The organism is Granulicella sp. dw_53, from assembly GCF_018449545.1.
Classification (GTDB): Bacteria; Acidobacteriota; Terriglobia; order Terriglobales; family Acidobacteriaceae; genus Edaphobacter.
Map to the genome: position 1 here is coordinate 532,937 of NZ_JAAVUR010000001.1, position 14,719 is coordinate 547,655.

The 14,719-nt window shown below is 55.7% G+C and carries 10 protein-coding genes; 7 read left to right on the top strand and 3 right to left on the bottom strand.

What is annotated here, in order from left to right; all coding sequences use genetic code 11:
* Window positions 1-361: 361 nt before the first annotated feature.
* The 3 genes from HB393_RS02315 to HB393_RS02325 all read left to right on the top strand — a co-directional run bounded on the left by HB393_RS02315 (window position 362) and on the right by HB393_RS02325 (window position 6,460).
* Entirely contained in the window at window positions 362-2,539 is a 2,178-nt protein-coding gene (locus HB393_RS02315; protein WP_213803513.1) for a tetratricopeptide repeat protein, read from the top strand.
* Window positions 2,540-2,792: 253 nt separating this feature from the next.
* Window positions 2,793-4,136: a Gfo/Idh/MocA family oxidoreductase gene (locus HB393_RS02320; protein WP_213803514.1), complete on the top strand. Its 1,344-nt coding sequence runs from the start codon at window positions 2,793-2,795 to the stop codon at window positions 4,134-4,136.
* 53 nt (window positions 4,137-4,189) lie between these two features.
* Window positions 4,190-6,460 carry a PQQ-binding-like beta-propeller repeat protein gene (locus HB393_RS02325; RefSeq protein ID WP_213803515.1) on the top strand — a complete coding sequence of 757 codons (2,271 nt, stop codon included), beginning with the start codon at window positions 4,190-4,192 and terminating at the stop codon, window positions 6,458-6,460.
* Between the two features lie 60 nt (window positions 6,461-6,520).
* On the opposite strand, the gene HB393_RS02330 is transcribed toward HB393_RS02325, so the two are convergent.
* Both HB393_RS02330 and HB393_RS02335 read right to left on the bottom strand, forming a co-directional pair.
* The gene (locus HB393_RS02330; protein ID WP_213803516.1) at window positions 6,521-7,273 is read right to left on the bottom strand and encodes an SDR family NAD(P)-dependent oxidoreductase; all 753 of its coding nucleotides are present in this window, start codon (window positions 7,271-7,273) and stop codon (window positions 6,521-6,523) included.
* 65 nt (window positions 7,274-7,338) lie between these two features.
* Window positions 7,339-8,115, bottom strand: coding sequence for an SDR family oxidoreductase (locus HB393_RS02335; RefSeq protein ID WP_213803517.1), 777 nt, complete (start codon window positions 8,113-8,115; stop codon window positions 7,339-7,341).
* Window positions 8,116-8,381: 266 nt separating this feature from the next.
* On the opposite strand from HB393_RS02335, the gene HB393_RS02340 reads away from it, so the two are divergent.
* The 3 genes from HB393_RS02340 (at window position 8,382) to HB393_RS02350 (ending at window position 11,458) form a co-directional block, all read left to right on the top strand.
* The gene (locus HB393_RS02340; protein WP_213803518.1) at window positions 8,382-9,458 is read left to right on the top strand and encodes a sugar phosphate isomerase/epimerase; all 1,077 of its coding nucleotides are present in this window, start codon (window positions 8,382-8,384) and stop codon (window positions 9,456-9,458) included.
* A gap of 14 nt (window positions 9,459-9,472) precedes the next feature.
* The gene (locus HB393_RS02345; protein WP_213803519.1) at window positions 9,473-10,264 is read left to right on the top strand and encodes an IclR family transcriptional regulator; all 792 of its coding nucleotides are present in this window, start codon (window positions 9,473-9,475) and stop codon (window positions 10,262-10,264) included.
* A 165-nt stretch (window positions 10,265-10,429) separates the two neighbouring features.
* Window positions 10,430-11,458 (top strand): SMP-30/gluconolactonase/LRE family protein, encoded by a 1,029-nt coding sequence (locus tag HB393_RS02350; RefSeq protein WP_213803520.1) that lies wholly within the window; start codon window positions 10,430-10,432, stop codon window positions 11,456-11,458.
* 25 nt (window positions 11,459-11,483) lie between these two features.
* Here HB393_RS02350 and HB393_RS02355 read toward each other — a convergent pair whose 3' ends face one another.
* Complete coding sequence (locus HB393_RS02355) at window positions 11,484-12,437, bottom strand: NAD-dependent epimerase/dehydratase family protein (protein WP_213803521.1); 954 nt, start codon at window positions 12,435-12,437, stop codon at window positions 11,484-11,486.
* A gap of 130 nt (window positions 12,438-12,567) precedes the next feature.
* Between HB393_RS02355 and HB393_RS02360 the strand changes: the two genes are divergently transcribed.
* Window positions 12,568-14,709: a transketolase C-terminal domain-containing protein gene (locus tag HB393_RS02360; RefSeq protein ID WP_213803522.1), complete on the top strand. Its 2,142-nt coding sequence runs from the start codon at window positions 12,568-12,570 to the stop codon at window positions 14,707-14,709.
* Window positions 14,710-14,719: the final 10 nt, after the last annotated feature.

A 14,719-nucleotide genomic window follows, 5' to 3' on the forward strand; every position in this document is an offset into this window, starting at 1 on the left:
GAGCCAGCTTGAGTTAGCCGCCTTCTAGACGACTAGCGAAAAAAGCCCACCTCTCGGGTGGGCCTTTTTTGAATCTCTAGTTCTATTTTAAAGGATTGACCATAACTTAAGTGCCACTGGTAAGTTGATGTTTCAGCTTGGGTTAGGTGGTTTTGGGGCTTGACATGCGTTTTTGCTGGGGAAATGGGCTACTACGATGAGACCGCCGCGAAAGACGCGGAGGCGCGCTTCGTCCATTTCTTCGCAGACGACAGAGGTGGTGGATTCTTCGCGGTCTCCGCGGATGGCTCTGAGGTTTTTGCTCGTTTTGCCTGTCGTGGCCTTGATCGTCGCAGGCTCCTGGTATTTATGGCGTGGGTCTTTGGCTCGTCTGACTGGTTCGAACAGCGCTGAAGCTGACAGGCCGGGCTATATCGATCCTTCGGTCTGCGCTACCTGTCATGAAGATGTAGCGGCGACCTACCGGAAGACCGGCATGGGGCGGTCGTTCTCTCGTCCCACTGCGCAGAATGTGATCGAAGACTACTCGCGAAGTAACTCGATCGATCACAAGGCGTCTGGTCTGTCTTACACCATGATCGAGCGAGATGGAGCCTTCTTTCAGCGCCGCCATAGCGTCGACTTCGATGGCAGAGAGACGAATGTGGTTGAGGAGAAGGTCGATTTCATCATTGGCTCGGGAAACCATGCACGTACTTATCTTCACCGGACGTCACAGGGCAAGCTCGTCGAACTGCCGGTGAGTTGGTATACGGAGCGCTCTGGGGCGTGGGCTATGAGCCCTGGATACGACAGCAAGGATCAGGAGGACATCCGCCGCGCGATTACGCCGGAGTGCCTGTTCTGTCATAACGGTTACCCAACGTCCGATGCGGGGGTTGAGCGGAGTCTATTCCCTGCAAAGCTTCCGGAGGGGATCGACTGCCAGCGCTGCCATGGTCCGGGGCGGGCCCATGTTGCGGCGGCGCAGGCGCGACGACCGGACGAGAAGTTGATTCGCAGCTCTATCGTGAATCCGCAGAGGCTGACGCGGGATGGGCAGATGGAGCTTTGCATGCAGTGCCATCTGGAGACCAGCAGCCGTCATATGCCGAATGAGATTCGGGCTTATGATCGCGGGCTTCTTTCGTATCGGCCGGGGCAGCCGCTGGCTGACTACAAGATTTACTTCGACCGGGAGAAAGATGCGAAGGATGACACGTTCGAGGTGGCTCATGCGGCGTATCGTCTGCGCAAATCAAAGTGCTTCCTCAAGAGCGATATGACGTGCCTTACGTGCCACGATCCTCACGATATTCCTCGCGGAGAGGAGGCGACGAAGAGCTATGTGGCTGCTTGCCAGAGCTGCCACGAATCTGTGGCGCATCGTGTCGCGATGCCGACGGGGAGTAACTGTATCTCTTGCCATATGCCGAAACGGCGCACGGAGGATGTCGTCCATGTCGTGATGACGGATCACTTTATTCAGCGGTATAAGCCGTTGCGGGATCTCTTAGCGCCGATGGAGGAGAGGGTCGAGGCGGAGACTGGAAGCAAGGTCCTTCCGTACTATCCCGCAGATGTGGCGAGGTCTCCGAAGGCGGAACTCTATCTGGCTGTGGCGCAGGTGAACGATGGCGAGGGGACTCAGGGACTTTCGCGGCTTCAAGCTTTGCTTGACCGAGAGAAGCCTTCTGCGCCGGAGCCGTATCTCGCACTTGGGCAGGCTTATGGGCGTAAGGGCGATCCTGCTGCTTCTATTCACTGGTTTGATGAGACGTTGAAGCGTAGGCCAGAGTACCTTCCGGCTATCCGAGAGTTGGTTCCTGTTTTGTTCGCTACGAATCAGGATTCCAAGGCGCTGGAAGTTTTGCAGCGTGCGGTTGGGGAGTACCCGGAGGACGATCTTTTACTCACGAATCTGGGGAATGCGTATCTTCGGCGCGATCTGCCGAACGAAGCACAAGGGGCTCTCTCGCGGGCGCTGGCGGCTAATCCGGAGCGGGCCGAGGCGCATAATCTGCAAGGGCTGCTTGCGTTGCGGCTGAACGATAAGGCTGGCGCGGATAGGTCTTTTCGGGAGGCGATTCGCTGGCAGCCTGATCTGGTGGAGGCGCAGAAGAATCTAGGGACCTTGCTTACCGGCGATCACCGTTGGCAGGAGGCGGAGTTTCACTTTCGCAAGGCTCTGGAGGCTAACGCTGGATATGCCGACGCACACCATGGGCTGGGGTTGTTGCTGATCCTGAAGGGGTCGCTTGCTGAGGCTACCGCTGAGTTGCGCGAGGCGGCTCGCTTGCAGCCGGCATCGGCGCAGATGCATGGCGATCTGGCGGATGCTCTGGCTGCCCAGAGCCAGACTGCCCAGGCTGCTGAAGAGTATCGGCGGCTCCTGCTTCTTAGACCGGAGCAGGGGGATGCTCATCTTGGGTTGGGGTTGGCCTTGTTGCGGGAACAGAGGCTCGATGAGGCAAAGGAGCATTTGGCGCGGGCGGCTGTGAGTGATGACTCAGAGGTGAGTCAGGCGGCTAAAAAGGCTTTGGAGCAGCTTCGCCGTTGATTGTTTTGTCGGGCAACAGGCATTGCGTGTCGATTGATGCGTTTCCTCTCAATCTCATGTTGACTTCGGTGTTTTGCGATTGCTAGTATTTGGGTCCTCTAATAACGCAATGATTATTGCGTATTATGCAACATAAAGTGCCGGCTTTGGCCGGGCTTATCTGCTTTACGGAAGGTGAAGATTGAACTCTTCCCGGTATATCTCACGGCGTACATTTCTCTCGGGAGGGGCAGCCGCTTGTGCGTACGGCGCTGTGCCTTCTTGGGCTCGCAGTAAGCGGCGTATTGCTGCGAACGATAAGGCCAATATCGCGTTTATTGGCATTGGCAACTATGGCGCGCAGAATCTGACGGAGTTGGCCAGGGAGAACATCGTGGCTGTCTGCGATGTCGATTGGCGAACGCGAGCACAGCTTCCTGGCCGTGGCGGGCTAGCCTCCGAGGTTGCGGCGAAGTATCCGCAGGCGAAGCGCTTTGATGATTGGCGGATCATGCTCGAGTCGATGGACCGGCAGATCGATGCGGTGGTGGTTTGCACTGCCGATCACGTTCATGCAGTCGCCGCAATTACGGCGATGAAGATGGGCAAGCATGTCTATTGTGAGAAGCCTCTTGCGCACACGATCGGACAGGTGCGAGCGATGACCGCGGCGGCGCACAAGTATCCGCAGCAGGCCACACAGACGGGCATTGTGGGCCATGCCTCGGAGGATGTCCGCAGGATCGTGGAGTGGGTGCGCGACGGCGCGATCGGCAAGATAGAGAAGATCGATGTTTGGCAGTCGGACTGGACGGCGGGTCAGCGGTATACCTCGCCTTATGATGAGATTGCCCACGTCCAGGATCAGGTTGTTGTGCCTGCCGAGGTGAAGTGGGATCTCTGGCTGGGGCCTGCTCCAGAGCGACCTTACAACCCGATGTATCTGCCGTTGCGTTGGCGCAACTGGCTGGACTTTGGGACGGGCATTCTTGGGGATCATGGTCCGCATTTTATGGACCCGGTGATCTGGGCGCTCGACCTTGGTTATCCCGACGAGATCTCTGCCGATACGGATCCTGGGTATGTTGGAGCGGCGCGTCAACAGATGTTCGCACGCTACTCGCATGTGAACTATCACTTCCCTGCTAAGGGGGCGCGCGCTGCTGTGCCGTTGAAGTGGTATGGATACGCTACGCCTGAGATTCCCAAGGGCTGGAACAAGAGCGAACCTTTTCCAACGGGTGGGGGCATATTGCATGGCACGAAGGGAACGCTGGTCTTTGGTCCCGTCTATAACAGCAAGCCTGGAGCGCCTAAGCAGGTGTGGTTGCTGCCAGAGGAGGTCGATCGCGAGTACAAGCGTCCTGATGCGACGATTGCGCGTCCGCAGAGCCATTGGTTGGAGTGGATCGATGCGGCGCGGGATGGAAAGCAGCCTTCGGCTAACTGGCAGTACGGAGGACTTGTAACCGAGATATGCCTGCTTGGAAATATCGCTATTCAGCATGCGGGCACGACGCTCCGGTTCGATCCGAAGTCCCGGAGCTTTACGAATTCAGCGGCGGCTAATTCGATGTTCGATCATGGCACTCGGGCAAGGTGGAAGCTCCCGACTTAAGCGCGATTCCAGGCGATTCACTACAGGGTGTTGGTAAGGAGCATACGAATCGGATGCGAGTATCTTTGTGGCATGTATCTGTGAGCCTGGTCCTCATGGCCGGGGTCGTCGCTGGAGTTTCCATTCATCGTACCTCTGTCGTGGTGCGGGCCTCCAGCGCTGAACGGAGTGCGCCGTATACGACCTGGCACAACTACCTCGGAGGAGCGGACTCGGCGCAGTATTCTGCGTTGAAGCAGATCGATCGAAGCAATGTTTCCGAGTTGCAGCAGGTGTGGTTTTATCCTGCGGGCAATAATGGTTTCCGGTATGGATCCAATCCGATCGTCGTTGACAACATGATGTTTGTGATTGGCAAGGATAATAACGTTGTCGCTCTAGATGCGACTACGGGAGCTGAGATATGGGTTCACGATAACCAAAAGCCTCGTAATATCTCTCATCGCGGCGTTACGTATTGGGAGAGTCGAGACCGTTCGGACCGTCGTCTGCTGTTCTCCACGGACAATATGTTGCGGGAGATCGATGCTCGTACGGGAAAGACTATCGAGAGCTTCGGCAATAAGGGCGCGGTCGATCTGCGTGAGGGGTTGGGCAGAGTGCCGAGTACGATTCGGCAGATTCAGTCGGGGACGCCGGGACGGGTGTTTGAGAATCTGCTGATCTTGGGGTCTGCTACGGGTGAGGAGTACGAGTCGCCTCCGGGGGATCTTCGTGCCTTCGATATTTTGACTGGCAAGCAGGTGTGGGCCTTCCATACGGTTCCCCATCCGGGCGAGATGGGTTATGAGACATGGCCTCCGGATGCGTGGAAGTATATTGGCGGCACGAATACCTGGGGTGAGATTACCGTCGATGAGAGGCGAGGGATAGCTTACTTTCCGCTGGGCTCGCCGACTTACGATTTTTATGGAGCGGATCGTATTGGGGCGAATCTCTTCTCGGATTGCCTGCTTGCACTCGATGCGCGAACCGGAAGGTACCTCTGGCACTTTCAGACGACTCATCATGATCTTTGGGACTACGATCTTGAATCTTCGCCGAAGCTCATGACGATTACGCGGGATGGGAAGAAGATGGACGTGGTTACTCAAGCTGGCAAGAACGGCTTTGTTTATGTCTTCGACCGTGTCTCTGGTAAGCCAGTCTTTCCTATCGAGGAGCGGGCGGTTCCGCAGTCCGATGTTCCGGGGGAGAAGTCCTGGGCGACGCAACCTTTTCCGACGGTGGTTCCGCCCTTTGCGCGGCAGAAGTTTTCGGCTGACGAGGTGGACCCGTATATCGCCGACCCGAAGGAGCGGGAGAAGATCAAGGCTATCGTTCTGGCTTCGCGCAATGAAGGGATCTATACTCCGCCGAGTCTTGGCACGACGATGGAGACTCCTGGCAATAATGGAGGCGCGAACTGGGGTACGGGAGCGATCGACCCGACGAATGGGACCTTCTACATCCAATCGAAGGAGGCTCCGTCGCTGTTGAAGCTAGAGGCTCGGCCTCCGCGGCGGCAGATGACGGGAACTCCTGAGGCACAGGGACATATTGTCTATCTGCAGAACTGCCAGTCGTGCCATACGGAGTCGCGGGCGGGCCAGCCTCCGGCCATTCCTTCCTTGATCGATATCGTCGGCCGCTCGGGAGCGGATCGGGTTCGTACTGCTGTCCATGACGGGCTTCCGCCTATGCCGGCTTTTCCTGACCTGATGGATGAAGACATTACCAATCTCATTGCTTACTTGAAGGACCCGAGCAAGGGAGAGGTTCCGGGCGATATTCTGGCGCGAATGATGGCTCCTGCGCCATCGAATAAACCGAAGCTGGGGCCGGGCGGTCAGCGATATTGGACCGGATATGGTTACATGAACTCGACTGAGGGTTTGCCTGCTATTGGACCTCCGTGGTCTACGATTACGGCCTATGACATGAACAAGGGCACGATCAAGTGGCAGATCCCTTTGGGAGAGATCTCGGCATTGGCAGCCAAGGGGATTCATGGCACGGGTAGCTATTGGCCTCGGGGTGGGCCGGTGGTTACGGCTGGTGGGCTGATCTTTGCGGGGACTAAATCGGACAATAAGCTGCATATCTACGACAAGGACTCTGGCAAGCAGATCTGGGAGATAGAGCTTCCTGCCGGTCCTGAGGGGATTCCTGCGGTCTACGAGGTTGGGGGACGTGAGTATGTGGCGATCAGCGCCAGGCCGAACGTGGAGGCTCCTGTAGAGAACCGACAGCCTCGCAGTAGCTCGGGGGCGGACAGTGCTCCTAAACAGACACAGGGGTATTATGTCTTTGCGTTGCCTGAGGTGAAGACCAAGGCTAAGTAGTTTGAGGGTCGGCCTCGTTGGCCGACCTTTCTTTGGGTTCCGTTCAGATGATGCTGTTGTTTACTTGCCTACCCAACCGCCGTCCACGTAGAGGGACTGACCGGTGATGTAACTCGCCTCTTCGGAGGCCAGGAAGGCCGCTGCCTGGCCTATCTCGTGGGGCAGGCCAGGACGGCCCAAGGAGATTTGCGCCACGACTTGAGGGAGGATATCGGGGCTCTCCAGGACCCAACGAATCATCGGGGTATCGATGAGTCCGGGGTGAATGCAGTTCACGCGGATCCCCTGTTGTCCGACTTCGGCGGAGATGTTCCTGGTTAAGGCTTCGATGGCCAGCTTGCTCGGGGCGTAGTGGGTTCGTCCAGGCAGGACGCGAGCTGCCTGTATCGATCCGATGTTGATGATGGCGCCCTTTCGTCCCTCTTGAATTGCACGCTTACAGAAGGCCTGGGCGCACATCCACTCGCTCTTCAGGTTGACGTTGGTCACATCTTCCCACTGCTGGTCTGTGAGCTCCAGGAAGGGCACGATGGTCTCGATACCAGCGTTGTTCACGAGGATGTCGACTGGTCCGAGCTTTTGCGCCTCATCGAAGACGCGCTCGACGTCAGCGCGTTTGGAGACATCTCCCTTGACGACGAGCACACGGCGACCCATGGCACGAATCGTCTCCGCTACCTGCTCGGTTCGCTCGTCAGCACATAGGTCGTTGATAACGATATCCGCGCCTTCCTGGGCGAAGACCTCGGCGATACCTCTTCCGATGCCCTGTCCCGCACCGGTAACCAGAGCGATTTTTCCTTGCAGTTTCATATTGATCCTTATAGCCCTGTTTTCATGCCTATGTTGTCTTATAGCAAAGAGAGCTTCAGCGTTTGCTAGTGAATCGTCCAGCCGCCATCCACCATCAAGGTGTGTCCCACGATCATGTCTGCGAAGGGGCTGGCGAGAAAGAGGACTGCGCCGACGAGGTCCTCCGGCTGATTCCAGCGTCCGCGGGGAATCATTTGTTGGGTCGCCCATTCTTTATATCCGGGCTTCTCCAAGATGTTTTTGCGGGATTCTGTCTCCGTGATGCAGGGTGCGACGACGTTAACGAGCACCCCTTGGGAGGCCCACTCCAGCGACAACCCCTTTGCCAAGTGATGTACGGCGGCCTTCACGGCGGCGTAGAGTGCACGCTTTTTAAATGCTACGACACCGAAGTTCGAGCCGATCTGAATAATGCGTCCGCTGCCTTGAGGAAGCATGACGCGGGCTGCTGCCTGAGAGGCAAAGAATACGCTCTTCAGAGAGGCCGAGACGGTCTTGTCGAACTCTTCTTCGGTTACGTCCAACGCATCGTTAGTACCCGTCCATCCGGCGTTATTGACCAGGATATCGATGCGTCCGAACTCCAGAACGGTGCGATCCATGAGCGCCTGCACCTCGGAGACGATGCCGACGTCGGTCGGCACGATGATGGCTCTGCGGCCCAAGGCTACGATCTCAGCCTTTACGGCTTCGATCTCCTCCATGCGCGGACCCGGATGCTTGGCGAGCACCAGATGCGCGCCAGCCTCAGCAAGACCCAGGGCGATGGCTCTCCCGATCCCCTGTGAGGCTCCGGTCACGATTGCTATTTTGTCTTTCAAACCAAAGCTTGAATAATCCATGCGCTTACCTATCCTCCGCGGATCGTCTCAAGCCGCGCTCTCGAATTGGCACATCGAAGTAGTTCTCTATATATTGCTGTTGGCTCGAGTCAAGGTGAATCCCTGGGCTGCCGATTTCCATGTTGCGTTTAGCGCTCTTTCTATTGCGTATGCTGCAATCAAGCCAAAATATTACCGTTGCCTCTTACAATCGTCAAGGAGGTAACGAGACCTCTTCTTGAAGTGCCTATGGCTGGCAGTAGAAGATTGTCCAGAGTCGTACCGATATGGCTTTTTACAATGTTGGACATCACTTTTTTTGTATTTCATACAGCCAGACACTTGACAAGCAATTCCCTGCCGGTTCAGAGTTGTTGCGTAAAGCGCAGATTACCTTGCACAGAGCGCAATACAAATATATGCCTAATTCAAACTCCGGGAGCGAACTTCCAGTGAACTCTGCGATAAGCCGCCGCACCTTTATGACCAAAATCGCCATTGGATCTGCCGCGGCCACGTTCTTGCCGGGCTCGTTGCTGGCAGCTTCCTTCAGCAAGATTCCTATCGGCTATACAGGTATCACCTGGGCGAATTCGCAGGTGGAGGATGCTATTGCCAGTTGCGCGAAACTGGGCTTCTATGGCTTCGAGACCTTCGGGGATGTGCTGGCGCAGTGGGATAGCAAGGGCGGTCTTGGACCCGTGCTTAAACGGAATCGCATTCCTCTTATTTCGGGGTATTGCACGCTCAATCTCACGGATTCTACTCGCCGGCAGGAGACGATCGAAAAGGCGGTTCGGTGGTCCAAGCTCCTCAAAGAGAGTGGCGGCCGGATTTTCGTTCTGGGGCCCAACCCGGTCCCGCGTGACAGCTACAAGTTTGCCGAGTACAAGGCGAATATCGTAGCAACCCTCAATGAAGCCTCAAAGGCTATTGTGGATCAGGGCCTGACGCCGGTGCTCCATCAGCACACCGGAACTTGTGTCGAGACGCGCGACGAGACCTACGCGACGCTCGACGCGATCGATCATAGTACCTTGAAGTTCGGTCCGGATGTGGGCCAGCTTACCAAGGGTGGCGCGGACGCTGTCAAGGTCGTCAAGGACTACCTTCCGCTGGTGCAGCATATGCACCTGAAGGATTTTGACGGCAAAGACCCGAGCCTGGTTTATTACTGTCCGCTTGGGAAGGGAAAGGTCGATGTTCCCGCCATTCTGGATCTTATGGCAGGCCGGACAATTAGTGGTATGGTGATGGTAGAACTCGATAACGACCCGAAGAACCCGTCGTCGACTCCGCCTTCTGAGCTTGCCGGTGAAAGTCAGGCCTACTTGAAGAAGATTGGGGTTAAACTTCGGGCGTGAGAGCTTTGCCAAGTATGCCCGCAAAAAAGACATCGCCAGTACCTTTTATTCAGAGCCTCGACCGCGGATTGACGATCCTGCATGTGGTTGCGCTTTCCAAGCAGCCGGTCTCTCTGGGAGATTTGTCCGAACTCCTGAAGATCGACCGCAGCAGCGCGTTTCGTCTCGCGCAGACGCTTCGTCGCAGAGGCTTTCTGGCCTGCCCGGCAGGTCGTAAAGACTACATTCTGGGTTCGGCCATGTGGACCCTGTCCCACCAGTATGACTGGAGCAATATGCTGGTGCGGGTGGCACACCAGCAGCTCAAACTGATCGCCAACGAACTGAATGAGACGGCGCACCTGGCGGTGCGGGAGGGCAAGAATGCCCTCTTTATCGACTCCGCGCATGCGAACCACGTCATTGCTGTAGCCGGGCAGACGGGCGAGTTGGTTCCGCTTTATTGCACGGCTCATGGCAAGGCTTTGTTGGCGGACGCCGATGAGCGGGAGCTAAAATCACAATTCGGGCCATCCCAACTTCAGAAGTACACCCAAAGCACGATCACGAGTATTCAAGCGCTGGCTGCGGAGTGCCTGGAGATCAAGAAGCGCGGATTTGCTACGGATGAGGCAGAGTACAACGAAGGGATGCGTTGTGTTGCGGCGCCCATACGGCTGGCGGACGGATCGATTGTGGGGTCCATTGGCATCTCCGCTCCTGAGTCGCGTTTTCTGAAGCAGCAATATCCGAAGTATGCGAAAAAGATATGCAAGGTCGCGGAAGATATCGGCGCATTGCTAAGCCCTCCGGATCAGAAGGAATAGATCGCGCTGTTTCCTTCCCTTCCAGTTTTTTTGTGTTGCATCGGGCTCCGAAGAGATTCGGGGCTCGATCTTTTTGCGCTCGTGCATTCTTGTGCGGTTGTAGTATTCTTGCAATCTGAATTGCACAATACGCAAGAAGTTAGCTCAGGAGGTTTCGTGTCTTCTATGTCAAACCTTATCCTCGATTTCGGCATTGACCCATCCATGCTGAAGTTTCTCGGCGAAGGACTGCAGAGGCCAGAGTGCATTTTGGCCGAGCAAGATGGAACGCTATGGACCGCGGACTCGCGCGGCGGGGTGGTGCGGTTGCGCCACGACGGGACGCAGGAGATTGTGACCCAGAGGATCTCTGAGCACTTTGAAAGTGCGGAGAGCGAAGCTTCACGCTATCTTACTGGCACTCTCCCGAATGGCCTAGCCTTTGCGCGTAACGGGGACATCCTCATCTCCAACTTTGGGACGGATCGTCTGGAGATCATGAGCCGAAGTGGAGAGTCGAAGGTTCTTGCGGATAGCATCGATGGAGAAGCGATCGGCAAGGTGAACTTCGTGCTGCGAGACTCGCAGGATCGTATCTGGATTACGATTTCTACGAAGATCAAGAATTGGATGCATGCTCTTAAGCCTGATCTGGATGACGGATATATTGCACGGTATGTAGACGGGAAATTTCGTATCGTCGCCAGTGGGTTTCACTTTACCAATGAGATTCGAATGGATGCCAAGGAAGAATATCTGTATGTGGCAGAGACCACTGGAGGCTGCATCAGCCGCATGAAGGTGAGAGAGGATGGAAGCCTTGGCGATCGTGAGGTCTTCGGTCCATCCAGCCTTGGCGCGGGAGCTTGGCCAGACGGCATTGCCTTCGATAGCTACGGCAATTTATGGGGAACTTGTGTGTACTCCGACAAGCTGTGGGCGATTACTCCGCAGGGCGATCTTCGCGTGTTCCTTGATGAAGGCGATCCGGTGAAAGTGAAGGCATTGGAGGAGCAGTTCTTCGCAGGTAGCGTGACGGAAGAGGTTCTGTTCGCTACGGGGCGAGGTGTTGCTCCGTGGATGGCCAGCGTTACCTTTGGCGGAGCTGATCTGCAGACTTTGTACGTTGGGTCGCTCAAAGGGACACGCGTTCCTTATCTGCGGGCGCCGATTCCCGGCCTGCCGATGGTGCATTGGAACGACCGCCGCGTTTGACCTTGCCTTTTAGTGTTTGTTCGGCTTATGCGCTGACGATGCCGTTTTCCCTGAGCCACTGGACGGACTCCTGAATCGCTTGAATCGAGCTGTAGCGTGGTGCGTAACCTAACAGGTTACGAGCTTTTACGATGCTGCAGTTGGGCGAGTGCGCGATGTGGTCCCAGGTGGTGCGTGCGTTCTTTTCGCTCACCGCCCTGCTCCATTGTTCGTAGGGCAGGAACTGAAGTTTTACAGGCTGTTCAAAGAACGCAAACATGGCTTCCGCGTAGCCTCGCAGCGTCAACGCCGCGGGTGAGACGACGTGGAAAGATTCACCGAGTACCTGGTCCCGGTGGGTGATCGCATCGACGAATGCCTGCGCGACGTCCTCCGCGTGGACGTGGTGGACGGTCTCCATGCCGATGTTAGGAAGCGTAATCTCCTCTTCCCGCAAGATCGCTGAAAAGACGTTGGGATCGAAGTTACCCTGCGGGTTAATCGGGTTCCAACCTGGACCTACGAGATGGCCAGGATGCAAGACGGTCACTGGAAGCTCATTCTCCTGTGCTTCGCGTAGAAGATAGCGTTCGATTGCCGCCTTTTGTATTCCATACTCTCCGAATGGGGAACGAGGCGCCTCTTCGGTCGTGGGGACTTCGACGCTATGGCCATGAACCCAGATTGTTCCGCACTGCAGGAGGTGGCCGATTCGACCGCTTAGTGCTTCCGTCAACTGCATTGCGCTCTCTGGCGTGTAACAGGTCAGATCGATGACTACCTCTCCGTCCAAGGCGGCGATTCGCTCGCCGAAGGTGGCCTCCTTTTCTTCAGAGGTACGGTCCAGATCGATACGGCGAACCTTTTGCCATGCTTTGTCTTGCCTGTAAGGCTTCTTGAGTCCGCGGCTTACACAGAAGACCTCAAGACCCGCTTCGACCAACATTGGAGTAAGAAAACTACCGATGTGTCCCGTTCCACCGATGATGACGACACGCATGCTATTTCCTCGCAAGGATCTTGACTGCATTCTATTTACGAGCCTATACTCTGCCTTGTTTACGCAAGATGCATTGCATGATACGCAATTATGAATGCACCATACTCTTCGAGAAAGATTCTACCTACGCATGACGAAAACATTATCTACTCCCACGTCCAGCGTCGACCTTCCGCTTTTTCTCCATGATGATCACCTTCTCCGTGCAGGCATTCTCAAATTGCTCGCCATCAAGGATTCGGATATCCGCATCCTTACGTTGGAGCAGAGTAGGGATGCGGTGGATGGTGGGCTCCACTCGGGTGGCGCCTTCTCTGCGACGATTCCCCTTGTAGCACTCTTCTATGGCGGATTTTTGAGGCTGGATATTGAAGACCCTACCCGCCGCGGCCAGGATATCTTCACTCTCAGCAAGGGACACGCCGTCGCTGCGTTGGCCTCTATTTATGCGGAGCTTGGGTACTTCGACAAGAAGATATTGCGAGGATCGCGTTCGCATGCAAGTCTCTTGAATGGTCATCCAGGGCCTGTTCTTCCTGGAGTTCACATTGCGACGGGCCCTATGGGTCAGGGCATTGGTGTAGCGGGAGGCTTTGCGATTGCTGGCCGAATCAATCCACGTTTCGACTCTTACGCAATGGTGGGAGATGGTGAGCTTCAAGAGGGGTCGTGCTGGGAAGCTGCGATGTACGCTGGCCAGAACCATCTGGACAACTTCTGCGTGTTGGTCGACAGGAATAACGGACAGCTTGATGTTCATAATCGTACGCTCTTCCCGATGCCGGATTTGAACGAAGTCTTTCGGTCGTATGGCTGGCAGACCCATGATGTCGATGCAACCCAGTTTGACGGCGTGGTCGCTGCACTTGAACAGTTTCGCTTCGGTCCAAGGAACGGAAAGCCTACCGCGATTATCTGCAATACGACCAAAGGATACGGCGCTTTTTCTGACTTTATGAATAAACATAAAGTTACGATGTCGGAGCCGCTCATCGTGCAGGAGATCGCGCTTCAGGAGCAGCGTCGCGCCGAACGGGTGGATGAGTTCCTTGTCCATTTGGAAAGAGTGGAGAGTAGTCCTGAGGGGAAGCGTGTTGCCGAGTTGCTTCGCAATACTGCAGAGACGATGCATCTTGACGTCAGACAGATCGCTAAAGGTGCACTCCCTTCCGTGATAGGTCCTGTACTGACCAAACGAGTTCCTGTTCGCGAGAAGCAGATCCGATTTGACCATGCTGCTTTGCCTAAGCTCGATTTAGGAAAGCAGTACAGTGCCGCCGAGATCGTAACGGCTGCGATGAAAGTGTTCGCGCGTGACAGCCGGGTTGTTTCCATTGATTCGGATCTTGCATCGACCAGTGGCCTGGAAGCTGGGGTTGCGGCGGTCGATCAACGTCGTGCGCTCAATGTCGGGGTTGCCGAAGCCAACATGATGCTGGTTGGCGAGGCGTTCGCGGCCATGGGTTACAACACTTGGACGAGTACATTTTGCCCATTCTTCAACTGGCAGGTGCTTCGGCGAATCGCAGTTGGACAGCAGGAGCGGCTAGAGGCGATAGGATCAAACGACGGCTGGTTGAGCGAAGGCCACGGTCTAGATCTCACGTTTCTTGCGACGGCGGCGAACTTTGAGACTCGTACCAACGGCGCGACTCATATGGGGAATGATGACGCCACCACCTTTGACGCTGTCGCGCAACTCCGGATTATTGACGTGTCGTGTCCCCAACAGATGCTATCTATTATGAAGTGGATCATGGGTGGCAACCAAGGGCTTGTCTATGTTCGCGTTATGCGGACGGGCTCTGCTGTGCTTTATAGTGGCGATTACACCTTCGAGTTCGGCAAGGGACACATACTGCGTCAAGAGGAGAACGATTCTGCCGTGGTGATCAGCAGCGGCCGGGGAGTGCATGAAGCAGTTGCGGCAGCCAAGCTTTGCTCAGAGAATGGTATAGGTGTCACAGTTGTGGATATGCCTTCTGTCGATGAAGACCTTCTCGTTGCTTTGTATAACTCCGGCAAAATATTGCTCTTCGCGGAACAAAACAACGGCTACCTATGGCAGAACTTCTTGAAGGTTATCTACAAACATCGCGTTCAGGCAACGGGTTCGCTGAAACGAGTTCTTACCGTCAATACGCTGAGTGCAGAGGGGAAGGCGCAGTTTATTCACTCTGCAACGTATGAAGAATTAGTGGAAGCTTTCGAGCTCACTCCGGCACTGATCGCCAAAACCATTCAAGCTGCTGTTCTTGAAAACGACGAATAGTAAGTTAGAG

Bases quoted from the DNA above. Each gene is read 5' to 3' on its own strand.
- HB393_RS02355 (WP_213803521.1), bottom strand. From the start codon at position 12,437: ATGCGTGTCGTCATCATCGGTGGAACGGGACACATCGGTAGTTTTCTT.
- HB393_RS02360 (WP_213803522.1), top strand. From the start codon at position 12,568: ATGACGAAAACATTATCTACTCCCACGTCCAGCGTCGACCTTCCGCTT.
- HB393_RS02330 (WP_213803516.1), bottom strand. From the start codon at position 7,273: ATGAAACTGCAAGGAAAAATCGCTCTGGTTACCGGTGCGGGACAGGGC.
- HB393_RS02325 (WP_213803515.1), top strand. From the start codon at position 4,190: ATGCGAGTATCTTTGTGGCATGTATCTGTGAGCCTGGTCCTCATGGCC.
- HB393_RS02350 (WP_213803520.1), top strand. From the start codon at position 10,430: ATGTCAAACCTTATCCTCGATTTCGGCATTGACCCATCCATGCTGAAG.
- HB393_RS02335 (WP_213803517.1), bottom strand. From the start codon at position 8,115: ATGGATTATTCAAGCTTTGGTTTGAAAGACAAAATAGCAATCGTGACC.
- HB393_RS02340 (WP_213803518.1), top strand. From the start codon at position 8,382: ATGGCTTTTTACAATGTTGGACATCACTTTTTTTGTATTTCATACAGC.
- HB393_RS02345 (WP_213803519.1), top strand. From the start codon at position 9,473: ATGCCCGCAAAAAAGACATCGCCAGTACCTTTTATTCAGAGCCTCGAC.